This window comes from Pseudomonas iridis, from assembly GCF_017980685.1.
Classification (GTDB): Bacteria; Pseudomonadota; Gammaproteobacteria; order Pseudomonadales; family Pseudomonadaceae; genus Aquipseudomonas; species Aquipseudomonas iridis.
The window spans coordinates 113,515-136,416 of the sequence record NZ_JACXXO010000001.1 but is presented as its reverse complement, the minus strand read 5'-3'; the positions used below and the strand labels follow the sequence as shown (position 1 = coordinate 136,416).

The window sequence follows — 22,902 nt, the reverse complement described above, 5'->3', positions numbered from 1 at the left end:
CCGTTTATGGCCGTCAGCCGAGCCGCGCGCCTGGCGCCGGTGGTGGACATGGCCGAGAAGGCCGAGAAAACCGCCGTGCAGCGCATGGGTTACTTTCAGGGTCAGGTCAAGGTCGCTGAGAGCAAACTCGCCGACCTGAACGCCTTTCGTCTGGATTACTCCGAGCAGTGGATCGTACGCGGCAGCACTGGCGTGAGCGGGCAATGGCTGCTCGGCTTTCAGGGGTTTCTCGCGCAACTCGATACGGCTGTTGATCAGCAGCGCCAGAGCCTGGTCTGGCACCAGAACAATCTCGACAAGGCGCGTGACGAATGGCAGAAAGCGTTCGCCAAGGTCGAAGGCCTGCGCAAACTGGTCCAGCGGTATCGCGAAGAGGCGCAACGCCTGGAAGACAAGCGCGAGCAGAAGTTGCTGGATGAGTTGTCCCAGCGTTTGCCACGGCATGATCCGTTTTAAACCACTGCGATATCCCTGTGGGAGCGAGCCTGCTCGCGAATGCAATCTGCCAGTTGACTGAAATGTTGACTGACACGACGCCTTCGCGAGCAGGCTCGCTCCCACATTTGATCCTGCGTTGCACCTTGCCCCTGCGTCTACCAAGTGCTAAACCTTGTAGACGTTTGTTAATGACAAGGAAGCCAGTCAATGTCAGTCGTTACAGAAGTCTCTCCCGATGGTCATAAACTGACGATTTCAGTCAAAGGGCGGTTCGATTTCGGTCGCCATCAGGAATTTCGCGAGTCCTACGAGCGACTCAATGAAAAACCTGAGTCCATCGTGGTCGACCTGAAAGACGCCACCTACCTCGATAGTTCTGCGCTGGGCATGCTGCTTCTGCTGCGCGATCACGCCGGTGGCGATAATTCCGACATTCGCGTGGTCAACAGCAACTCCGACGTGCGCAAGATCCTCGCCATCTCCAACTTCGACAAGCTGTTTGACATCAGTTGACGGCCATGCAGGCGCAAGAGCCGCTGATAATCCTGATCGCCGAAGACAGCGCCGCTGACCGGTTGCTGCTGTCGACCATCGTCCGCCGTCAGGGCCATGAAGTATTAACTGCAGCCAATGGTAGCGAAGCCGTCGATATCTTCCGTCTCCAGCAGCCCAGTCTGGTGCTGATGGACGCGATGATGCCGGTGATGGACGGCTTCGAGGCTGCGCGGCAGATCAAGGCACTGGCCGGTGAAACGCTGGTACCGATCATCTTCCTCACGTCGCTGACTGAAAGTGAAGCGCTGGCCCGTTGTCTGGAGGCTGGCGGCGACGACTTTCTGGCGAAGCCCTACAACCAGGTGATCCTTGCCGCCAAAATCAAGGCGATGGACCGCTTGCGCCGCTTGCAGGCCACGGTGCTGCAACAGCGCGACCTGATCGCCAAGCATCACGACTACCTGCTTAACGAGCAACGTGTTGCCAAAGCGGTATTCGATAAAGTCGCGCATTCCGGTTGCTTGAGTGCGCCGAACATCCGTTATCTGCAATCCCCCTACGCGCTGTTCAATGGTGATTTGTTGCTGGCGGCGTACACGCCGGCGGGCGACATGCACGTGCTGCTCGGCGATTTCACCGGGCACGGCTTGCCGGCTGCGGTGGGGGCCATGCCGTTGGCGGAGGTGTTTTATGGCATGACAGCCAAGGGTTACGGCTTGTCCGAAACCCTGCGCGAGATGAATGCCAAGCTCAAACGCATTCTGCCGGTGGACATGTTTTGCTGCGCGACGCTGCTGTCCCTGAGCTTTCAGCGGTGCTCGGTTGAAGTGTGGAACGGCGGCATGCCGGACGGTTATCTGCACCGGATCGCCAGCGGTGAACGCATACCGTTGGCCGCACGGCATTTGCCGCTGGGTGTGCTCAGCCCGCAAGCATTTGATGACGGTACACAGGTGCACCCGATGGCCGTCGGTGATCGGGTCTTCCTGTTGTCTGACGGGGTGATCGACACTAGCGATGCCAACGATCAATTGTTCGGCGTCGAGCGTTTACAGCAAGTATTTGCCGCCAACCGTGAGCCGGACCGGCTGTTCGAGGACATCGAGCGGGCGCTGCGGGATTTTCGCGGTGAGGCTCGCGACGATGTGAGCATGGTCGAGGTCAGTCTGCTGGAGCCTGAGCAGGTTCATCCGCCGGCGCCCGTGTATTCCGACAGCGGCCAATTGAGCCCGCTGGACTGGTCGGTAAGCTTCGAATTCCGTGGCGCTACGCTCAGGCGTTACAACCCTTTGCCCTACCTGCTGCAATTGCTGTTGGAAGTGCACGGCCTGCGCACGCAAAGCGGCGCGCTGTACAGTGTGCTCGCGGAGTTGTATTCCAATGCGTTGGAGCACGGGGTGCTGGCGCTCGACTCCAGCCTCAAGCGCGATGCCGCAGGGTTCGCCCGCTATTATGAACAGCGCAACGCGCGTCTGGAGATCTTGCAGGACGGCTATGTGCGTGTGCATTTGCAGGTCAGGCCGCAAGGTGCGGGCGGCTGTCTGGTCATTCGTGTCGATGACAGCGGCAAGGGATTTGATGTGGCGCGGGTGATGGAACGGCCGCTGGACGGTGTCCGTTTGTCGGGGCGTGGTGTCAGCTTGGTCCGGCAATTGGGGCGCAACGCCCGTTGGTCGGACGAAGGTCGTAGTGCCCACGTGGAGTTTTTCTGGGAGGTTGAGGCATAATCGGCGCAATTCTTGATCAAGGAGTGAACAAGTGGCAGATAAACAAGTTGATCGCGAGGTACTCGATACCTTGCGCGAAGTGATGGAAGACAGTTATCCGGACCTGCTGGATACCTTCCTGAGCGATTCCGAAAGCCGATTGCATGAGCTGCAAAAGACCGCTGACGCCAGGGTTCTTTCGGAGGTTGCGCACAGCTTCAAGGGTAGCGCCAGCAATATGGGGGCTGTTCGACTGGCAGCGCTGTGCCAGGAGCTTGAGTCGGACGCAAAAAACAAGAGCCCGGCAGAAAACGTCAAACTGGTGGCTGAAATCAGCGGCGAATTTGCCAATGTGCGCCCTGTTTACGAAAACGAGCGACAGCACATCCACCTCCACTGACTCCTCCGTTCGGCGCTTTTCTCAAGTGTTAGGCAAATATGGCCCGGCGCTTGCTAATAACTCCATAACTGTACCTTCGATCCCAGTGCAGCGGAGACCGTTTCATGCCTGCGACCCCCAACATTCTTCTTCAGAACGCCGCCCAGGCCAAGGCTCAGGCCGCGTCTGCCAAATCGTCGGCAATGGCCGTAGACGCTGGGACCAAGGCTTCAAGCTTCGCTAAAGTATTCGCCGATCAGGGCTCGAACAAGCCTGCGATCTCTGCTGATAATTCGGTGAAATCGACGCGTGACAAGGTTGCAGATACCAGTGGCAAAAAGGACGTAGGCACCGATCAGTCTGCCGCTCCCAAGCCGGCGGTTGCCGATAGCGGCAAGGCGTTGCCTGCTGACAAAGCGGCATCGAGCGACGACAAGGCTGCCAGCGACGAAGGCGCACAGACGCCGGTAGCCGACGCCACTGTCGATGACGCTGCAGTGGTTGACCCGGCGCTGGATCCGGCATTGGCTGGTATCGTGCAGCCGACCGTGACGGCGCCCGTCGTAGCGGCTCCAGTGGTTGCAGCGACCGCACCGGCCCAGGACGAAACTCCGGAAGTTGCCGTGCTGGCGAGTATGGTCAAAGACCCGGCGGCCAGCACCGACAGCGAGTTCGACCCTTCGGCTGATCCGCTTGATTCACTGCCTGCCGTGCGTATGGCGATGGAGCAGGGGGGGCATATTTCCGCCGCTAGCCAGGCTCAGCCCAAAGCTGCGCCAGCACAGGCCGATGGTGAATTGACTTCGGCGCAGACTTTTGCCGCGGGCATGGCGAGCATGCTCGACGTGCAGACCGACAAGGACAGCACCAGTCAGGGCGGTGACAAAGCCTTCAGCGGTCTACTCGATGACGGTCTCAAAGACCTCAAGTCCGCCACCAGCGACACCCGCGTCGATGACTTCGCTAACCGTCTGGCGGCGCTGACCCAGGCTGCTACACCGAAGACCGCGAACGCTGTGCCGGTCAATCAGCCGATTGCCATGCATCAGAGTGGCTGGACCGAAGAAGTGGTCAACCGCGTCATGTATCTGTCGAGCGTCAATCTCAAGGCGGCGGACATTCAGTTGCAGCCGGCCGAATTGGGTCGTCTGGATATCCGCGTGAACATGGTCCCGGACCAGCAAACCCAAGTGACGTTCATGAGTGCGCACCCGAGCGTGCGTGAAGCGCTCGACGGGCAGATGCATCGCCTGCGTGAGATGTTCAACCAGCAGGGCATGGGCCAGGTCGACGTCAATGTGTCCGACCAGAGCCGTGGCTGGCAGGGTCAGCAAGGTCAGGAACAGGCGCAACAAGGCCAGAGCGGCCGCACCAGCGCTGGCGGTGGTCGACTGGATTCGGCAGATGAAGAATTGGCAGCTGCCGCTGTTGCTGAAGCAGCCGTTCAAACCACCAGCGTGATCGGTACCAGCGCAGTCGATTATTACGCCTGATAAAGCACTGATCGCCCTTGTGGGAGCGAGCCTGCTCGCGAATGCGGTTTAACATTCAACTTTATGTCGACTGTTACAACGCTTTCGCGAGCAGGCTCGCTCCCACAGTTGTTTTATGGTGCCCGTCCTCCCCTCCAACACTTCTGGCATAACACTTGCTCTTGCCTTGCCGTGCGACTGTGAAAACCCGAATAGTGACGGATTATTGGCATGGCGAAGAGCGAAACAGCAGCAGTAAAAGACCCCGCAACCAAAGGCAAACTCAAGCTGATCATTGTGATCGTGCTGGCGTTGTTGTTGGCCATTGGTGCGTCCGTGGGGGCGACCTGGTTCTTCATGCACAGCGCTCAGAGCAAGCCTGCCGATGCCGCCCAAGCAGCGCCGGTCGGCAAGCAGCCGGCGATTTTCGAGCCGATGGCCCCCGCCTTTGTCGCCAACTACAACCAGAACGGCCGTCAGCGCTACATGCAGGTGAGCATCACCATGCTGGCGCGTAACCAGGCCGACCTGGAAGCGCTGAAAGTGCACATGCCGGTGATCCGCAACAACCTGGTAATGCTCTTCTCCGGTCAGGACTTCGCCACCTTGGCGACCCCGGTCGGCCAGGAAATGTTGCGCCAGAAGGCCACCGCCAGCGTGCAGGAAGTGGCGCAGAAAGAGCTGGGCAAAGTGGTGATCGAACAGTTGCTTTTCACTAATTTCGTACTGCAGTAGGAACACGACATGGCCGTGCAGGATCTGCTGTCCCAGGATGAAATCGATGCGCTGTTGCATGGCGTCGACGATGGTCTGGTACAGACCGATAACGCTGCCGAACCCGGCAGTGTCAAAAGCTACGACCTGACCAGCCAGGATCGCATCGTCCGTGGACGCATGCCGACTCTGGAAATGATCAACGAGCGTTTTGCCCGCTACACCCGCATCAGCATGTTCAACATGCTGCGCCGCTCGGCGGACGTTGCCGTCGGTGGCGTACAGGTGATGAAGTTCGGCGAATACGTGCACTCGTTGTATGTGCCGACCAGTCTCAACCTGGTCAAGATCAAACCCCTGCGCGGCACCGCGCTGTTCATCCTCGACGCCAAACTGGTGTTCAAACTGGTGGACAACTTCTTCGGCGGCGACGGCCGTCACGCCAAGATCGAAGGGCGTGAATTCACCCCGACCGAATTGCGCGTGGTGCGCATGGTGCTGGAGCAGGCCTTCGTCGATCTGAAAGAAGCCTGGCAGGCGATCATGGAAGTCAATTTCGAGTACATCAACTCGGAAGTGAACCCGGCCATGGCCAACATCGTCGGCCCGAGCGAAGCGATTGTGGTCTCCACCTTCCACATCGAACTCGATGGCGGTGGCGGCGACCTGCACGTGACCATGCCGTACTCGATGATCGAGCCGGTGCGTGAAATGCTCGACGCCGGTTTCCAGTCGGACCTCGACGATCAGGACGAGCGCTGGGTCAACGCCCTGCGCCAGGACGTGCTCGATGTCGACGTGCCGATCGGTGCCACCGTGGCCCGACGCCAGTTGAAGCTGCGCGACATCCTGCACATGCAGCCGGGGGATGTGATCCCGGTCGAGATGCCGGACGAAATGATCATGCGCGCCAACGGCGTGCCGGCCTTCAAGGTCAAGATGGGTTCGCACAAAGGCAACCTCGCGTTGCAGGTGATCGAGCCGATCGAGCGTCGCTGAAGCGGCGCTTTCACCCCCACATTTAGCTGAATTTTTGCCCGCCGAGGACAAATGATGAACGACGATATGAACGCCCAGGACGATCAGGCACTGGCTGACGAATGGGCTGCTGCCCTGGAAGAGACCGGTGATGGTCAATCCGAAATCGACGCACTGCTGGCGGCCGATGCATCCAGCGGCTCGCGTCTGCCGATGGAAGAGTTCGGCAGCGTGCCGAAGAGCAATGATCCAGTGACACTGGACGGCCCGAACCTGGACGTGATCCTCGACATCCCGGTGTCCATTTCGATGGAAGTCGGCAGCACCGACATCAACATCCGCAACCTGCTGCAACTCAACCAGGGTTCGGTGATCGAGCTCGATCGCCTGGCCGGTGAGCCGCTGGACGTGCTGGTCAACGGCACGCTGATCGCTCACGGCGAAGTAGTGGTGGTCAACGAGAAGTTCGGCATCCGCCTGACTGACGTGATCAGCCCAAGCGAACGCATCAAGAAGCTGCGCTGAGTGAAAAGGTTTCTCTGGGCTCTGCTGGCCTTGCCCCTGAGCGTGTTGGCCGCCGAACCGGTGGCCAGCCACGCCGCGCCTGCCGCTGCCACCGCACCGATGGTCAACAGTGGCGTGGCCGGGCAATTGACGCAGTTGGTGTTCGGCCTGTTGCTGGTGCTGGGGTTGATCTTCTTCCTCGCCTGGCTGTTGCGTCGGGTGCAGCAGGCAGGGCCGGCGGGCAAAGGGCAGGTGATCGAGCTGATTGGCTCGCGCGCGCTCGGCCCGCGTGACCGTCTGATGCTGGTGCAGGTCGGCAATGAGCAGATTCTGCTCGGCTTGAGCCCCGGCACCATCACCGCGCTGCACGTGCTCAAGGAACCGGTCGAGGTGCCGAGCACCAGCGAGAAAGCGACGCCGGAATTTGCCCAGCATCTGCTGAGGATTCTCGGCAAGGATCAGAAGGATAAGAAGTAATGGGTGCGCTACGCATCGTCTTGACGCTGGCCCTGATGCTGGCCGCGCCGCTGGCGTTCGCCGCCGATCCGTTGTCGATCCCGGCGATCACGCTGGGCACCAACGCCGACGGCGCGCAGGAGTATTCGGTCAGTCTGCAGATCCTGCTGATCATGACCGCGCTGAGTTTTATCCCGGCGGCGGTCATCCTGATGACCAGTTTTACGCGGATCATCATCGTCTTCTCGATCCTGCGTCAGGCCCTGGGCTTGCAGCAGACGCCGTCGAACCAGATCCTCACCGGCATGGCGCTGTTCCTGACGATGTTCATCATGGCGCCGGTGTTCGACCGGGTGAACAAAGATGCGCTGCAACCGTATCTGGCGGAAACACTCACCGCCCAGCAAGCGGTGGAAAAAGCCCAGGTGCCGATCAAGGACTTCATGCTCGCCCAGACGCGCACCAGCGATCTTGAGTTGTTCATGCGCCTGTCCAAGCGCACCGACATCGCCACCCCGGATCAGGCACCACTGACAATTCTGGTGCCGGCGTTCGTCACGTCCGAGCTGAAAACGGCGTTCCAGATCGGCTTCATGATCTTCATTCCGTTCCTGATCATCGACCTCGTCGTGGCCAGTGTGCTGATGGCGATGGGTATGATGATGCTCTCGCCGCTGATCATCTCGCTGCCGTTCAAGATCATGCTGTTCGTGCTGGTGGATGGCTGGGCGCTGATTATCGGCACCTTGGCCAGCAGTTTCGGAGGTGTCTCGCCATGACGCCGGAAGTCGCGGTCGATATCTTTCGTGAGGCGCTGTGGCTGACCACACTGATGGTCGCGATTCTGGTGGTGCCGAGCCTGTTGGTGGGCTTGCTGGTGGCGATGTTTCAGGCGGCCACGCAAATCAACGAACAGACCTTGAGCTTTCTGCCGCGTCTGCTGGTGATGCTGGTGACCCTGATCGTCGGCGGTCCGTGGATCGTGCAGACGTTCATGGAATACATCATCGAGCTGTACAAAAACATCCCGATGGTCATCGGCTAAGCCATGCAGTCGCTGCTTCAGCTGACCGACACCCAGATCAGTTCCTGGGTGGCGACGTTCATGTTGCCGCTGTTTCGCGTGGCCTCGATGCTGATGGTCATGCCGGTATTCGGCACGACTCTCATCCCGCGGCGCGTGCGCCTGTATTTCGCCGTGGCGATCACCGTGGTGATTGTCCCGGGCCTGCCGCCGATGCCAACGGTGAGTCCGCTTGATCTCAGTGGTTTGCTGCTGATTGCCGAGCAGATTCTGATCGGCGCCGTGCTTGGCTTTTCCCTGCAGCTGTTTTTCCAGGCATTTGCCGTGGCCGGACAGATTGTCGCGATCCAGATGGGCATGGGCTTCGCCTCGATGGTCGACCCGGCCAACGGCGTTTCGGTGGCGGTGATCGGGCAGTTCTTCACCATGCTCGTGACGTTGTTGTTCCTGTCGATGAACGGCCATCTGGTGGTGTTCGAAGTCCTCACCGAGAGCTTCACCACGTTGCCGGTGGGTAGTGGGCTGATGACCGCGCATTATTGGGAGCTGGCCGGCAAACTCGGCTGGGTCCTGGGGGCGGCGTTGCTGCTGGTGCTGCCGGCAGTGACCGCGTTGCTGGTGGTCAACATCGCTTTCGGCGTAATGACCCGCGCCGCGCCGCAACTGAACATTTTCTCCATCGGTTTTCCGCTGACGCTGGTGCTCGGGCTGTTCATCGTCTGGGTCGGTCTGGCGGATATTCTCAATCAGTATCAGCCGCTGGCCACCGAGGCCTTGCAGTTGCTACGCGAACTCGCACGGGCGCGCTGAGTCATGGCAGAAAGCGAAAGCGGTCAGGACAAAACAGAAGACCCCACGGAGAAACGTAAAAAGGATTCCCGTGAGAAGGGCGAGATTGCCCGTTCCAAAGAACTCAACACCCTCGCTGTAATGATGGCCGGTTCCGGCGCGCTGCTGGTGTTCGGCGGCATGCTTGCCGAAGACCTGATGGACCTGATGCGCCTGAACTTCACGCTGTCGCGCGAAGTGATCATGGACCAGGGCTCCATGGGCGCGTTTCTCTTGCAGTCAGGGAAACTCGCTTTGGTGGCGATTCAGCCGATCATGATCACGCTGCTGCTGGCCGCGCTGATCGGGCCGATTTCCCTCGGTGGCTGGCTGTTCGCAGCAGGCTCCATGGCGCCCAAGTTCAGCCGGATGAACCCGGGAGCCGGCCTGAAGCGGATGTTCTCGATGAAGGCCATCATCGAACTGCTCAAGGCGCTGGCCAAGTTTTTGATCACCTTGTCCGTGGCCCTGATGGTGTTGGCTGCGGACGTCGATGACTTGCTGCGTATTGCCCATGAGCCACTCGAGCTGGCGATCATTCACAGTGTGGTGCTGGTCGGCTGGAGCACGCTGTGGCTGGCCTGTGGCCTGATCATCATCGCGGCGGTCGATGTCCCGGTGCAGATCTGGGAGAGCATGAAAAAGCTCAAGATGACCAAGCAGGAAGTGCGCGACGAGCACAAGGATCAGGAAGGTCGGCCGGAGGTCAAACAGCGCATCCGCCAGACCCAGCGCGAAATGTCCCAGCGACGCATGATGGCGGCGATTCCCGACGCCGACGTGGTCATCACCAACCCGACCCACTACGCCGTGGCGCTGAAATACGATTCGGAAAAGGGCGGGGCGCCGATACTGCTGGCCAAGGGCAGTGATTTCCTGGCACTGAAGATCCGCGAAATTGCCGTGGCCAATAACGTCATGCTCCTCGAATCGCCGGGGTTGGCGCGTTCGATCTACTACTCGACCGAACTCGATCAGGAAATTCCCGGTGGGCTTTACCTGGCCGTTGCCCAGGTATTGGCCTACGTCTATCAGATCCGCCAATACCAGGCCGGCAAAGGTAAGCGTCCGGATCCGCTCAAGGATGATTTGCCGATTCCGCCGGATCTGCGGCGCGATTCCTGAGCGCAGCCGTCTGTCTGAAAAGCCTCCGCACCTGTTAGTTCTTACAGTAGACGGCTGCTGCGCAATTCGGTGACATGGACTGCGGACTTTCTCCGCATCCACGGAGCACGATCATGGCAGAGCGTATCTATCGCAAGCTTGAAGGAATGACGCTGGAGTATGTGTCAGGGCGGTTGGAGGAGAACCCGAAAGAGCGGGCCATTCGTTATACGGTCACCTTCGACATGGGGCTGGATTTCACCCATTTTGTGCAAATGGCCAACGTCTACATTCCGGGTTATCTCGACACTCCGATCAACGCGATCAGGCCCGAGCTGGACGGCTTGGCTTATCACTATTCCTATAACTATCTGTTTGATGCGGCGGGCAACATCCGCGACAACCAGGCGCTGTTCGCACTGTTCACCTCGCCCGGTTATTACATGGATCAATGGGCGGAGGGGGCGGGTTTGGAATTGCGTTATGGCAAGCCGGTGTTCGAAGTGGTCGGTAGCAAGCTGCGCGTGACTGCTCGTCAGGATTTGCGATTGCCGGATGCCTCGCGCCACATTGGCATCGCGGATTTGCCGAACATCCATTTTCAATGGGCGCTTAACCTGCTTGAGGGCGACTCGGCGGTACGGGCGGGCAAGGCACCGGAAACCAGGGTCGTGCTGATGTACGCGCATGAGGATTTGGTGGAGGTAGATGGTCAGCAAATGTTCCGCGGTGCGCGGTACATCAATGGCAAGCAACTGACCTTCGGCGAGATTACGCCCAAGCAGGTGCTGACGGCCGCGTAATAGTGTTCGCAGTATCGGTGGGAACGATTGTCAGCGCTGCGACGCAGGTATGAGATGCGCGACGTCATGGCCGATGGTTACGGCAGCATTTTTTGCGCGGTCATCAGGAGCAAAGCAAGGGAGCGTGACAATGAAGGGTACATTCAGTCGCTACGATCCGGAAACCGGTAAAGGCTTGATAAAGCCTGATCCAGACCATCACACGCAGAGTATTTCTTTTGGCGCAGCTGCCGGGGCACTCCTGGCCGCCAGGGAGTACACGTTCAGCATCCCATTGGCCGAAGCTGCGCGTGTAAAGATCAACGTGGGTGGATCGGTCGAGTTTGACAAACTGACTACGGCTGGCGTCGAAGCCACAAATCTGCGGTATTGATTTTCTTCGTAATCACATGATCGCAGCCGTCGGCAGCTACGGCCGCAATGCAGATGACCGAGCTGCCGATCGAATTAAAAAACCGCCATCCCGATTGAATAGGGTGGCGGTTCTTTTTGCGCGAAAACCTGGGTTGGCTGTGAGGTCGATGGAGGCATGGAGAGCTCGCCATGGATCCTTGCTACTGCGGCAACTCCAGATTATCCATTACCCGATTCACCGCCAGTTCGCCGAGCGTGATCAGTTGCGCGATCCCCAACAGCGTCCTGCGCTGCGATGCTGGCAAGAGGCGGGCGAAGTCTTGGGCGATGGTTTTGGCCGAGGCGAGTGTTACGCAGGCATCTCGCGGCTAACGAAAGGGGTGGCGGCTATACGCGGGTTAGCAGACCAGGACTTTAGAACCCGGCGCACCGAAGTGCCCCACGCAAAGCCGCCATAACGGCAACGGAATTTGTGCGTCTAGAGATAACCCGGGCTGCTAAACCCGATCACTGAGAAATCAGCGACGGCTCAACAATAGGGTCCACCCCCAAGGCGCACAAGCCGGCGGATTCTGGTGTAGCTGTAGGCAAAGGCGCAAGGATTCGTAGCCTGGAACCCGTGTCTGCAAGTGTCTGATAAACACCTTCGCTTAAATCAAAGAATCGCGCCGGATTTTATGGCCCCTTCGCGAGCAGGCTCGCTCCCACAGTTTGGAATGCATCTCACTCTGACATTTGGAATGCGGTTCCCTGTGGGAGCGAGCCTGCTCGCGAAAAAGCCCTCCCGGCCAGCAGAAAAGCCTCGATCAACCCATCTGTTTCAATCTCCGGCAAAAGTTGGAAAGCTTCTTGCAGTACCCGCCATGAGCCCGCTCTGGGCGTCAAAAGTTTGCTTTAAAGGAACGGGGAAAACCGGTGGATCGCTCTCAGTTACTCAACAGTGCTCGTTCAAACGTTGCCGATCTCAGTCGTGGCAATCTGGGCGTGCCGTTGTTGCTGCTGGTCATGTTGGCAATGATGATGTTGCCGATTCCGCCGTTCCTGCTGGACGTGTTTTTTACCTTCAACATTGCCTTGTCCATCGTCGTGCTGCTGGTGTGCGTTTACGCCCTGCGGCCACTGGATTTTGCGGTGTTTCCGACCATCCTTCTGGTCGCGACGCTGATGCGGCTGGCGTTGAACGTGGCATCGACGCGGGTGGTGATGCTCCACGGTCAGGACGGCCACGCCGCCGCCGGTAAGGTGATCCAGGCCTTCGGTGAGGTGGTGATCGGCGGTAACTACGTGGTCGGTATCGTGGTTTTCGCGATTTTGATGATCATCAACTTTGTCGTGGTGACCAAGGGTGCCGGGCGGATTTCCGAGGTGAGCGCACGTTTCACCCTCGATGCGATGCCTGGCAAACAAATGGCAATCGACGCCGACCTCAACGCCGGTCTGATCGACCAGAACCAGGCAAAGTCGCGCCGTCAGGAAGTCGCCCAAGAGGCCGAGTTCTACGGTTCCATGGACGGTGCGAGCAAATTCGTCCGTGGTGACGCCATCGCCGGCCTGCTGATTCTGTTCATCAACCTCATCGGCGGTATGGCCGTCGGTATCTTCCAGCACAACATGAGCTTCGGTGACGCTGGCCGGGTTTACGCCTTGCTGACCATCGGTGACGGTTTGGTGGCGCAATTGCCATCACTGTTGTTATCAACAGCAGCGGCGATCATGGTGACCCGTGCTTCCGGTTCGGAAGACATGGGCAAGCAGATCAACCGCCAAATGTTCGCCTCGCCGAAAGCGCTGGCAGTGGCTGCCGGTCTGATGGCGGTCATGGGCCTAGTGCCGGGCATGCCGCACTTCTCGTTCCTGAGCATGGCCGCACTGGCTGGCGGCGCCGCATACCTGTTCTGGAAAAAACAGAACGTGGCCAAAGTCGTCGCGCTGGAAGAGGTCAAGCGTCAGCAGGAATTGCTGCCATCGCCGGCCCGCGCCATGGAAACCAAAGAGCTTGGCTGGGACGACGTGACCCCGATCGACATGATCGGCCTGGAAGTCGGCTATCGCCTGATCCCGCTGGTGGATCGCAATCAGGGCGGGCAATTGCTGGCGCGGATCAAGGGCGTGCGCAAGAAGCTGTCGCAGGATCTGGGCTTCCTGATGCCCACTGTGCACATTCGTGACAACCTCGATCTGGCCCCGAGCGCGTACCGCCTGACCTTGATGGGGGTGATCCTGGCCGAGGCCGAGATTTACCCGGATCGCGAACTGGCGATCAACCCCGGTCAGGTCTACGGCGCGCTCAACGGTATCAACGCCAAAGATCCGGCTTTCGGTCTGGAAGCGGTGTGGATCGAAATCAGCCAGCGCGCGCAGGCACAATCGCTGGGTTATACCGTTGTGGATGCGAGCACCGTGGTCGCGACGCACTTGAACCAGATTCTGTACAAGCACTCCAGCGAGCTGATCGGCCACGAGGAAGTGCAGCAACTCATGCAATTGCTGGCCAAAAGCTCGCCAAAACTGGCGGAAGAGCTGGTGCCGGGCGTGGTTTCGTTGTCGCAGTTGCTCAAGGTGCTGCAAGCGCTGCTGGCCGAGCATGTGCCGGTACGGGATATCCGCAGCATTGCCGAAGCCATCGCCAACAACGCCGCGAAGAGTCAAGATACCGCCGCGTTGGTGGCTGCTGTGCGGGTCGGCGTATCTCGCGCAATCGTCCAAAGCATTGTAGGCACGGAGTCTGAGCTACCTGTTATCACTCTGGAGCCAAGGTTGGAACAGATATTGCTCAATAGTCTGCAGAAGGCAGGACAAGGCTCGGAAGAGGGCGTTCTGCTGGAGCCAAGCATGGCCGAGAAGCTGCAGCGTTCACTGATCGAAGCGGCGCAGCGGCAGGAAATGCAAGGTCAGCCGGTCATCCTGTTGGTAGCCGGCCCGATCCGCGCGATGCTCTCGCGCTTTGGCCGCCTGGCAGTCCCTGGATTGCACGTGCTGGCCTACCAGGAAATACCGGACAACAAGCAAGTGACGATCGTTGCGACAGTAGGGCCCAACGGCTGAGGTAGTGGTTTATGCAAGTTAAGCGTTTTTTCGCCGCCGATATGCGTCAGGCCATGAAGCTGGTTCGTGATGAGCTGGGCGCTGATGCCGCCATCATTGGCAACCGCCGCATTGCCGGCGGCGTCGAACTGACGGCGGCGCTGGATTACAAGTTGTCGGCGCTCGCGCCACGGGTTCCGAACATGGAACTCGAAGACGAGCTGCGCAAGACCCAGTCGCGCATCGTCACCGCCCAGGCCGAATTGAGCCTGCGGGGCGAAGCCGACGGCGACACCAATCGCCAGTTGTTCGCCGGTTTGCCAATGACGGCCGGTCTGCCGCTGACTGCTGCCGAACCGTTGAGCGAGCCGACTTACTCGGCCCCGGCGCGTCCGGCCCCGGCACCTGCGCAATCGTCAGGCGGGATTGATCCGCGTGCACTGGATTCGATGCGTTTTGAATTGAACAGCCTGCGCGAGCTGATGGAAGTTCAGCTCGGCACTCTCGCCTGGAATCAGCTGCAAGGCAGCCGCCCGGCGCAAGCCAACCTGTATCGCCGTCTGCAACGGATCGGCCTGTCCGGCCCGTTGTCGCGCGACCTGCTGGCGATGATCACGGATATCGAAGAACCTCGTCAGGCCTGGCGCATGCTGCTGGCGCACCTGGCGCGGATGATTGCCGTACCGGAAGTCGAGCCGCTGGAAGAGGGCGGTGTGATTGCCATGGTCGGCCCTGCCGGCATGGGCAAGACCACTACGCTGGCCAAGCTTGCTGCCCGCTACGTGCTCAAGTACGGCGCGCAGAATGTCGCGCTGGTGAGCATGGACAGCTTCCGCATCGGCGCTCAGGAACAACTGAAGACCCTGGGCCGGATTCTCAACGTTCCGGTAACGCACGTCGATCCGGGTCAGTCGCTGGTGCAGGCTCTGGACCCGCTGCTGCGCAAACGCGTGGTGCTGATCGATACCGCCGGCCTGCAGGCCAGCGATCCGGCACTGCGTATGCAGCTCGAAAGTCTGGCCGGACGTGGCATCCGTTCAAAAAATTATCTCGTGCTGGCAACCACCAGCCAGAAACAGGTTCTAACCGCCGCTTATCACAGTTACAAGCGTTGCGGGCTCGCCGGGTGCATCCTGACTAAACTGGATGAAACGGCCAGCCTTGGCGAAGTGTTGAGCCTGGCGATCAGTCATGAATTGCCGGTCGCGTATCTGACCGATGGCCCACGGATTCCGGATGATTTGCATCTGCCGCGCCGTCATCAACTGGTCAGCCGCGCCGTCAGCGTGCAAATGCAGGAAGAACCCAGCGAAGAAGCCATGGCTGACATGTTCGCTGATATCTATCACAGCCCGACCAAGCAGGTAGGCTGAGGTAATCATGAACAATTTTTGTACCTACATCGATGGTCTGCCATGCATTGTTCCGTTTGTGAACGCGCAGCCAGTAATGTGGCCTCCGTCTATGCAAGACAAGGTAAAGAAATAACATGGGCAGCATGCATCCCGTACAGGTTATCGCGGTGACTGGCGGCAAAGGTGGCGTCGGCAAGACTAACGTGTCAGTGAACTTGTCTCTGGCGCTGGCAGAGCTTGGCCGTCGGGTCATGCTGCTGGACGCCGATCTGGGGCTGGCGAACGTCGACGTTCTACTGGGTTTGACGCCCAAACGCACCTTGGCCGACGTAATCGAAGGCCGCTGCGAATTGCGCGACGTGCTGTTGCAAGGCCCGGGCGGAATTCGCATCGTGCCGGCTGCATCGGGCACTCAGAGCATGGTGCATCTGAGCCCGGCTCAGCATGCCGGTCTGATTCAGGCGTTCAGCGACATCGGCGACAATCTCGACGTACTGGTGATCGACACCGCTGCGGGCATTGGTGACTCCGTAGTCAGTTTCGTACGCGCCGCGCAAGAAGTGTTGCTGGTGGTCTGCGACGAGCCGACTTCGATTACCGACGCTTACGCGCTGATCAAGTTGCTCAACCGCGATTACGGCATGAACCGCTTCCGCGTCCTGGCCAACATGGCGCAGAGCCCGCAGGAAGGGCGCAACCTGTTCGCCAAGTTGACCAAGGTCACGGATCGCTTTCTTGACGTGGCCCTACAATACGTCGGCGCCGTGCCTTACGACGAAAGCGTGCGCAAGGCCGTGCAGAAACAACGTGCGGTCTATGAAGCCTTCCCGCGTTCCAAGTGCGCACTGGCGTTCAAGGCCATTGCACAGAAGGTCGATACCTGGCCGCTGCCTGCCAACCCGCGCGGCCACCTTGAATTCTTCGTCGAGCGCCTCGTGCAGCAAACGGCAGGGCCTGTCATATGACCGCAAGCGGTATGAACTACTACAAAAAGTCGGCACGTGATGCGCAGTACGAGTTGATCGAGCGTTATGCGCCACTGGTCAAACGCATTGCCTACCACTTGCTGGCACGGTTGCCGGCGAGTGTGCAGGTCGAGGATCTGATCCAGGCCGGGATGATCGGCCTGCTTGAAGTCTCGACCAAATATGACGCCAGCAAAGGCGCCAGTTTCGAAACGTACGCGGGCATTCGAATCCGCGGCGCGATGCTCGACGAAGTGCGCAAAGGGGACTGGGCACCACGCTCGGTTCACCGCAATACCCGTATGGTCAGCGACGCAATTCGCTCGATTGAAGCTAAAACCGGCCGTGATGCTAAAGATCACGAAGTTGCGGCCGAACTCCAATTGAGTCTCGACGATTATTACGGGATTTTGAATGACACCCTGGGCAGCCGCTTGTTCAGTTTCGACGACCTGTTGCAGGACGGCGAACACGAAGGGCTGCACGAGGATGGCGCGAGTGCTCATCTTGAGCCGTCACGCGATCTGGAAGATGAACGCTTCCAGGCAGCGCTGGCGGACGCGATTGCCAATTTGCCGGAGCGTGAGCGACTGGTGTTGGCGCTGTACTACGACGAAGAGCTGAACCTCAAGGAGATCGGTGAAGTCCTTGGCGTCAGTGAATCGCGGGTCAGCCAGTTACACAGCCAGTGCGCGGCCCGTTTGCGGGGGCGTTTGGGGGAGTGGCGAGCGCGCTGAAGGCAGTGTGGGGACACTGCGAACGAGGCTGGTGCGGTGATGAACGGCACCGGTCTTGCTCTGTTGTGCTCCAGACAGTCTTTGAGTGTTACGCCGGATTGAATGAAATGGCGCGTCCAGGTGCTGGGCGCGTTTAAGACTGCTTGGAGGTCGAATTGGACAAGAACATGAAAATCCTCATCGTTGATGACTTCTCAACGATGCGGCGGATCATCAAGAACCTGCTGCGCGATCTGGGGTTCACCAACACCGTCGAGGCTGACGATGGCATTACCGCCATTCCGGTTCTCAACAGCGGCAGCATCGACTTTCTGGTAACGGACTGGAACATGCCGGGCATGACCGGTATCGACCTGCTGCGTCACGTGCGCGCCGATGAAAAACTCAAGCACCTGCCAGTGCTGATGGTGACCGCTGAAGCCAAGCGCGAGCAGATCATTGAAGCAGCCCAGGCCGGTGTAAACGGCTATGTGGTGAAACCCTTCACGGCCCAGGCGTTGAAAGACAAAATCGAGAAGATTTTCGAACGCATCGGTTGAGAAACTGCGCCACGGGGGAGCTATGGACCACAAAGAATCTTCACAGGGCGATTTTGAATCGACCCTGAAAAAACATGCGGTCGAACTGGTCGAAAGCCTTGAAAAGGGCAGGTTCGGCGACGCTGTGCAATTGATCCATGAGCTCAATCAGACCCGTGACCGTGGCCTGTACCAGGAAGTTGGCAAGCTCACACGTGAACTGCACAGTGCGATCGTCAATTTCCAGATTGATCCGAACATGCCGCAGGCCGAGGAAGTGTCGCAAATTACCGACGCCACCGAACGCCTGGGCTATGTGGTCAAGCTGACGGAAGCCGCGGCCAACCGCACCATGGATCTGGTGGAAAGCGCCACGCCGGTGGTCAATGGTCTGGCTGATGAAGCCCAGGCCTTGAGTACCGATTGGGGTCGCTTCATGCGTCGTGAGGTCGGGGCCGAAGAGTTCCGCGAACTGGCGCGCCGGGTCGACGGTTTTCTGTCACGCAGCAGCACGGGCAACCGTGCGGTGTCGAGCAATCTGAACGACATCCTGCTGGCTCAGGATTACCAGGATCTCACCGGTCAGGTGATCAAGCGTGTGACCCAACTGGTCACCGAAGTCGAAAGCAATTTGCTCAAACTCGTGCTCATGGCCAGTCAGGTGGACCGCTTTGCGGGCATCGAACATGACCGTGCGGCGATGCTCGCTGAAAAAGATCCACAAAAACATCTCTCGCAGGGTGAAGGTCCGCAGATTCATGCCGATAAACGAGAAGACGTTGTGTCCGGTCAGGACGATGTGGACGATTTGCTATCCAGCCTTGGATTTTGAGTTTTAGGTTTTTAGACCTGTAGGAGCACCCCCTTAATGAGCTTCGGCGCCGATGAAGAGATCCTTCAGGATTTCCTGGTTGAGGCCGGCGAGATTCTTGAGCAGCTGTCAGAACAATTGGTCGAGCTGGAAAGCCGGCCGGATGATGCTGATCTGCTCAACGCAATTTTTCGCGGTTTCCACACTGTAAAAGGGGGCGCCGGCTTCCTTCAGCTCAATGAGCTGGTTGAGTGCTGTCACATCGCCGAAAACGTGTTCGACATCCTGCGAAAGGGTGAGCGTCGCGTTGATTCAGAACTGATGGACGTTGTGCTCGAAGCACTGGATGCGGTGAACGGCATGTTCACCGAAGTGCGCGAGCGCAGCCCGATTACGGCGGCTACGCCTGAACTGCTGGCCGCCCTGGCGCGTCTGGCCGAACCGCAATCGGCTGATGCCGTAGCGGTTGAAGAAGTCGTCGAGGCACCGGTTGCCGAAAGCGATTCGGGCGACATCACCGATAACGAATTTGAACAGTTGCTGGACTCGCTGAACGCCGTCAAGGCTCAGGCCGAAGCTCCGGCGGCTGCCGCTGCGCCTGCTGCAACTGAAGCAGCCAGCGATGAAATCACCGATGCCGAGTTCGAGTCGTTGCTCGATCAACTGCACGGCAAAGGCCAGTTCGCGGTTGATGCTGTGGCCCCAGCGGCGGCGGCCCCTGCGGCACCGGCCAAGGGCGACAGCTCGGACATCACCGACGACGAATTCGAAGCGCTGCTCGATCAGTTGCACGGCAAGGGCAACTTTGCCGTTGATGCGCTGGAATCGGCGATTGCCGCGGTGCCTGCGCCTGCTGCTCCGGCGGCGGCTGCGGCCGGCAGCGATCTGATCAGCGATCACGAATTCGAATCGCTGCTCGACGAATTGCACGGCAAAGGCAAGTTCACTGAAGTAGGGACCGCGTCTGCCGGTAGCACTGCCGCCGTCGCAAAACCTGCCGCCAAGGCCCCGGCCGCAACGCCTGCGCCGAAAGCCGAATCGCCAAAACCTGCGGCCGCTGCTGCACCGGCTCCGGCCCGTGCGCCAGCTGCGCCACCGCCGGAAAAACCGGCCAGCGAAGCCGAAACCACCGTGCGGGTCGACACCGCGCGTCTGGACGAAATCATGAACATGGTCGGCGAGCTGGTGCTGGTGCGTAACCGTCTGGTGCGCCTGGGCCTGAACAGCGGCGACGAAGCCATGCAAAAGGCTGTGTCGAACCTCGACGTGGTCACGGCTGACTTGCAGACCGCGGTGATGAAAACGCGGATGCAACCGATCAAGAAGGTCTTCGGGCGCTTCCCGCGTCTGGTTCGCGATCTGGCCCGTCAGCTCAAGAAAGAAATCAACCTGGAACTGGTCGGCGAAGAAACCGACCTCGACAAAAACCTTGTCGAGGCCCTGGCCGATCCGCTGGTCCACTTGGTGCGCAACGCGGTCGACCACGGCATCGAGTCGCCGGAAGAACGCGAAGCTTCGGGCAAGGCCCGTGGCGGCAAAGTGGTGCTGGCCGCCGAGCAGGAAGGCGATCACATCCTGCTGTCGATTTCCGATGACGGCAAAGGCATGGACCCGAACGTCCTGCGCGCCATCGCGGTAAAACGCGGTGTGATGGACAAGGATGCAGCCGATCGCCTGAGCGATACCGAGTGCTACAACCTGATCTTTGCCCCTGGGTTCTCGACCAAGACCGAGATCTCCGACGTGTCTGGCCGCGGTGTCGGCATGGACGTGGTGAAGACCAAGATTTCCCAGCTCAACGGTTCGATCAACATTTACTCGACCAAGGGCCAGGGCTCGAAAATCGTCATCAAGGTGCCGTTGACCCTGGCGATCATGCCGACCCTGATGGTCATGTTGGGCAATCAGGCGTTCGCGTTCCCGCTGGTCAACGTCAACGAAATCTTCCACCTCGATCTGTCGACCACCAACGTCGTCGACGGTCAGGAAGTGGTGATCGTGCGGGACAAGGCCTTGCCATTGTTCTACCTCAAGCGCTGGCTGGTCAGCTCCGCCGCTCACGAAGAGCAGCGCGAAGGCCATGTGGTGATCCTTTCGGTGGGCACCCAGCGGATCGGCTTCGTCGTCGATCAACTGGTCGGCCAGGAAGAAGTGGTCATCAAGCCATTGGGCAAAATGCTTCAGGGCACTCCGGGCATGTCCGGCGCCACCATCACTGGTGACGGCCGTATCGCGCTGATCCTTGATGTTCCGAGCATGCTCAAGCGTTACGCCGCACGGCGTATTTGAATCCGGGGCGGCGGGGCGATGACGCTCCGCTGCACCTAATGGAGTGTTTATGGCAGTCAAAGTCCTGGTGGTGGACGATTCGGGTTTTTTCCGCCGCCGCGTCTCGGAAATTCTTTCAGCGGATCCGAGCATCCAGGTTGTCGGTACGGCAACCAACGGTAAAGAGGCGATCGATCAGGCCATGGCGCTCAAGCCTGACGTGATCACCATGGACTACGAGATGCCAATGATGGACGGCATCACGGCAGTGCGGCACATCATGCAGCGCTGCCCGACCCCGGTGTTGATGTTTTCCTCGCTGACGCACGAAGGCGCCCGGGTAACCCTGGATGCGCTGGACGCCGGCGCGGTGGATTTCCTGCCGAAGAATTTCGAAGACATCTCGCGTAATCCCGAGAAGGTCAAGCAACTGCTGTGCGAAAAGGTGCATAGCATCTCGCGCAGTAATCGTCGTTTCAGTGCCTACAGCGCGCCTGCGCCTGTTGCTGCTCCAGCCCCTGCGCCGACGCCGGCCCCGGCTGCATCGAGTTTCAGTGGCCAAAGCAGCCACACCAGCAGCGCACCGGTACGTCCGGCACCTGCTCCGGCGCCGACCCGCGCGCCGGCTGCAAGTGCTTCGTCGCCGGCACCGAAACGCAAGGCCTACAAACTCGTCGCTATCGGTACATCGACAGGTGGCCCGGTTGCGCTGCAACGCGTGCTGACGCAGTTGCCGGCGAATTTCCCGGCGCCGATCGTGCTGATCCAGCACATGCCGGCGGCGTTCACCAAAGCCTTTGCCGAGCGTCTGGACAAGCTCTGCCGCATCAGCGTCAAAGAGGCCGAGGATGGTGACATCCTGCGTCCGGGTCTGGCGCTGCTGGCACCGGGTGGCAAGCAAATGATGATCGACGGCCGTGGGGCGGTGAAAATCCTGCCGGGCGACGAGCGTCTGAACTACAAGCCGTGCGTGGACATCACCTTCGGTTCTGCAGCCAAGTCGTACGGCGACAAAGTTCTGGCGGTCGTGCTGACCGGCATGGGCGCTGACGGCCGTGAAGGCGCGCGTCTGCTCAAGCAGGGCGGCAGTTCGGTGTGGGCGCAGGATGAGGCAAGCTGCGTGATCTACGGCATGCCGATGGCCATCGTCAAAGCCGACCTCGCTGACGCGGTGTACGGTCTGGACGACATCGGCAAGCACATCGTCGAGGCGTGTATCTGATGGATGTTCTAAGCCTTATCGGGATCATCATGGCGTTCGTCGCCATCATCGGCGGCAACTACCTGGAAGGTGGTCACCTCGGTGCGCTGGCCAACGGCCCGGCGGCACTGATCGTAATAGGCGGCACCATCGGTGCCGCGCTGTTGCAATCGCCGATGAGCGCGTTCAAGCGCGCGATGCAGATCCTCGCGTGGATCTTCTTTCCGCCACGCGTGGACCTGGCTGGCGGCATCGACCGCGTGGTCAATTGGAGCCTCACTGCGCGCAAGGAGGGCTTGCTCGGGCTGGAAGGGGTGGCTGACGCCGAACCTGACAACTACTCGCGCAAAGGCCTGCAACTGCTGGTCGATGGCGCCGAGCCGGAAGCGATCCGCAGCATCCTCGAGGTGGATTTTTACACCCAGGAAGCGCGCGATATCGAAGCCTCCAAAGTCTTTGAAAGCATGGGTGGCTACGCGCCAACCATCGGCATCATCGGCGCGGTGATGGGCCTGATCCACGTGATGGGCAACCTCGCCGACCCGACGCAACTGGGCAGCGGCATCGCCGTGGCGTTCGTTGCGACGATCTATGGTGTGGCCAGTGCCAACCTGATCCTGTTGCCGGTAGCGGCCAAACTGAAGTCCATCGCGTTGCGGCAGTCGCGTTATCGCGAAATGTTGTTGGAAGGGATCTTGTCGATCGCCGAAGGTGAAAACCCGCGCTCTATCGAGCTGAAGCTTCAGGGCTTCATGGATTGATGGGGGT

Annotated in this window: 24 protein-coding genes and 1 pseudogene; 24 read left to right on the top strand and 1 reads right to left on the bottom strand. The window is 59.6% G+C overall.

The annotated features are described in order from the left end of the window. Positions 1 to 6 precede the first annotated feature (6 nt). The 15 genes from fliJ to IEQ42_RS00605 all read left to right on the top strand — a co-directional run bounded on the left by fliJ (position 7) and on the right by IEQ42_RS00605 (position 11,274). Positions 7 to 456 carry a flagellar export protein FliJ gene (gene fliJ / locus IEQ42_RS00675; protein WP_115147823.1) on the top strand — a complete coding sequence of 150 codons (450 nt, stop codon included), beginning with the start codon at positions 7 to 9 and terminating at the stop codon, positions 454 to 456. A gap of 189 nt (positions 457 to 645) precedes the next feature. Then, entirely contained in the window at positions 646 to 951 is a 306-nt protein-coding gene (locus IEQ42_RS00670) for an STAS domain-containing protein (RefSeq protein WP_210702242.1), read from the top strand. A gap of 5 nt (positions 952 to 956) precedes the next feature. Then, positions 957 to 2,660, top strand: a complete 1,704-nt coding sequence (locus IEQ42_RS00665; RefSeq protein WP_210702241.1) for an ATP-binding SpoIIE family protein phosphatase — start codon at positions 957 to 959, stop codon at positions 2,658 to 2,660. A gap of 31 nt (positions 2,661 to 2,691) precedes the next feature. Next, the gene (locus tag IEQ42_RS00660) at positions 2,692 to 3,039 is read left to right on the top strand and encodes an Hpt domain-containing protein (RefSeq protein ID WP_042558224.1); all 348 of its coding nucleotides are present in this window, start codon (positions 2,692 to 2,694) and stop codon (positions 3,037 to 3,039) included. A 104-nt stretch (positions 3,040 to 3,143) separates the two neighbouring features. After that, the gene (locus IEQ42_RS00655; RefSeq protein WP_210702240.1) at positions 3,144 to 4,511 is read left to right on the top strand and encodes a flagellar hook-length control protein FliK; all 1,368 of its coding nucleotides are present in this window, start codon (positions 3,144 to 3,146) and stop codon (positions 4,509 to 4,511) included. Positions 4,512 to 4,721: 210 nt separating this feature from the next. After that, the gene (gene fliL / locus IEQ42_RS00650) at positions 4,722 to 5,225 is read left to right on the top strand and encodes a flagellar basal body-associated protein FliL (protein ID WP_042558226.1); all 504 of its coding nucleotides are present in this window, start codon (positions 4,722 to 4,724) and stop codon (positions 5,223 to 5,225) included. Between the two features lie 9 nt (positions 5,226 to 5,234). Further along, a complete protein-coding gene (gene fliM / locus IEQ42_RS00645; RefSeq protein WP_007920032.1) occupies positions 5,235 to 6,203 on the top strand; it encodes a flagellar motor switch protein FliM in 969 nt (322 codons plus the stop codon). Positions 6,204 to 6,257: 54 nt separating this feature from the next. Next, a complete protein-coding gene (gene fliN, locus IEQ42_RS00640) occupies positions 6,258 to 6,707 on the top strand; it encodes a flagellar motor switch protein FliN (RefSeq protein WP_395593455.1) in 450 nt (149 codons plus the stop codon). Then, positions 6,708 to 7,163: a flagellar biosynthetic protein FliO gene (gene fliO, locus IEQ42_RS00635; RefSeq protein ID WP_210702238.1), complete on the top strand. Its 456-nt coding sequence runs from the start codon at positions 6,708 to 6,710 to the stop codon at positions 7,161 to 7,163. Further along, positions 7,163 to 7,921, top strand: coding sequence for a flagellar type III secretion system pore protein FliP (gene fliP / locus IEQ42_RS00630; RefSeq protein ID WP_016984314.1), 759 nt, complete (start codon positions 7,163 to 7,165; stop codon positions 7,919 to 7,921). The genes fliO and fliP overlap by 1 nt, the downstream gene beginning before the upstream one ends. Then, complete coding sequence (gene fliQ / locus IEQ42_RS00625; protein ID WP_042558229.1) at positions 7,918 to 8,187, top strand: flagellar biosynthesis protein FliQ; 270 nt, start codon at positions 7,918 to 7,920, stop codon at positions 8,185 to 8,187. Before fliP ends, fliQ begins: the two co-directional genes overlap by 4 nt. A gap of 3 nt (positions 8,188 to 8,190) precedes the next feature. Next, positions 8,191 to 8,976 carry a flagellar biosynthetic protein FliR gene (fliR, locus tag IEQ42_RS00620; RefSeq protein WP_210702237.1) on the top strand — a complete coding sequence of 262 codons (786 nt, stop codon included), beginning with the start codon at positions 8,191 to 8,193 and terminating at the stop codon, positions 8,974 to 8,976. A 3-nt stretch (positions 8,977 to 8,979) separates the two neighbouring features. Continuing rightward, positions 8,980 to 10,119 carry a flagellar biosynthesis protein FlhB gene (gene flhB / locus IEQ42_RS00615; RefSeq protein ID WP_047300265.1) on the top strand — a complete coding sequence of 380 codons (1,140 nt, stop codon included), beginning with the start codon at positions 8,980 to 8,982 and terminating at the stop codon, positions 10,117 to 10,119. A 113-nt stretch (positions 10,120 to 10,232) separates the two neighbouring features. Then, positions 10,233 to 10,901 carry a hypothetical protein gene (locus tag IEQ42_RS00610; protein ID WP_210702236.1) on the top strand — a complete coding sequence of 223 codons (669 nt, stop codon included), beginning with the start codon at positions 10,233 to 10,235 and terminating at the stop codon, positions 10,899 to 10,901. Between the two features lie 130 nt (positions 10,902 to 11,031). After that, entirely contained in the window at positions 11,032 to 11,274 is a 243-nt protein-coding gene (locus IEQ42_RS00605) for a hypothetical protein (protein WP_210702235.1), read from the top strand. Positions 11,275 to 11,455: 181 nt separating this feature from the next. On the opposite strand, the pseudogene IEQ42_RS27590 reads toward IEQ42_RS00605, so the two are convergent. Beyond that, positions 11,456 to 11,617 (bottom strand): annotated as a pseudogene (locus tag IEQ42_RS27590) (DUF6124 family protein); the annotation flags it as partial. Positions 11,618 to 12,170: 553 nt separating this feature from the next. Between IEQ42_RS27590 and flhA the strand changes: the two are divergent. The 9 genes from flhA (at position 12,171) to IEQ42_RS00560 (ending at position 22,895) form a co-directional block, all read left to right on the top strand. Continuing rightward, the gene (gene flhA / locus IEQ42_RS00600; RefSeq protein ID WP_042558242.1) at positions 12,171 to 14,300 is read left to right on the top strand and encodes a flagellar biosynthesis protein FlhA; all 2,130 of its coding nucleotides are present in this window, start codon (positions 12,171 to 12,173) and stop codon (positions 14,298 to 14,300) included. 11 nt (positions 14,301 to 14,311) lie between these two features. After that, a complete protein-coding gene (flhF, locus tag IEQ42_RS00595) occupies positions 14,312 to 15,652 on the top strand; it encodes a flagellar biosynthesis GTPase FlhF (protein ID WP_210702234.1) in 1,341 nt (446 codons plus the stop codon). 116 nt (positions 15,653 to 15,768) lie between these two features. Further along, positions 15,769 to 16,599, top strand: a complete 831-nt coding sequence (gene fleN, locus IEQ42_RS00590) for a flagellar synthesis regulator FleN (protein WP_016771060.1) — start codon at positions 15,769 to 15,771, stop codon at positions 16,597 to 16,599. Beyond that, on the top strand, positions 16,596 to 17,336 hold the full coding sequence (gene fliA, locus IEQ42_RS00585; RefSeq protein ID WP_007920004.1) for an RNA polymerase sigma factor FliA: 741 nt from the start codon (positions 16,596 to 16,598) through the stop codon (positions 17,334 to 17,336). The genes fleN and fliA overlap by 4 nt, the downstream gene beginning before the upstream one ends. A 167-nt stretch (positions 17,337 to 17,503) precedes the next feature. Next, a complete protein-coding gene (locus IEQ42_RS00580) occupies positions 17,504 to 17,875 on the top strand; it encodes a chemotaxis response regulator CheY (protein WP_008072643.1) in 372 nt (123 codons plus the stop codon). Between the two features lie 22 nt (positions 17,876 to 17,897). Continuing rightward, positions 17,898 to 18,686 carry a protein phosphatase CheZ gene (locus IEQ42_RS00575; protein ID WP_042558244.1) on the top strand — a complete coding sequence of 263 codons (789 nt, stop codon included), beginning with the start codon at positions 17,898 to 17,900 and terminating at the stop codon, positions 18,684 to 18,686. A 36-nt stretch (positions 18,687 to 18,722) separates the two neighbouring features. Further along, positions 18,723 to 20,954: a chemotaxis protein CheA gene (locus IEQ42_RS00570; protein ID WP_210702233.1), complete on the top strand. Its 2,232-nt coding sequence runs from the start codon at positions 18,723 to 18,725 to the stop codon at positions 20,952 to 20,954. Positions 20,955 to 21,003: 49 nt separating this feature from the next. Beyond that, positions 21,004 to 22,155: a protein-glutamate methylesterase/protein-glutamine glutaminase gene (locus IEQ42_RS00565; protein WP_210702232.1), complete on the top strand. Its 1,152-nt coding sequence runs from the start codon at positions 21,004 to 21,006 to the stop codon at positions 22,153 to 22,155. Further along, complete coding sequence (locus tag IEQ42_RS00560; protein WP_042558247.1) at positions 22,155 to 22,895, top strand: flagellar motor protein; 741 nt, start codon at positions 22,155 to 22,157, stop codon at positions 22,893 to 22,895. The genes IEQ42_RS00565 and IEQ42_RS00560 overlap by 1 nt, the downstream gene beginning before the upstream one ends. Positions 22,896 to 22,902 lie beyond the last annotated feature (7 nt).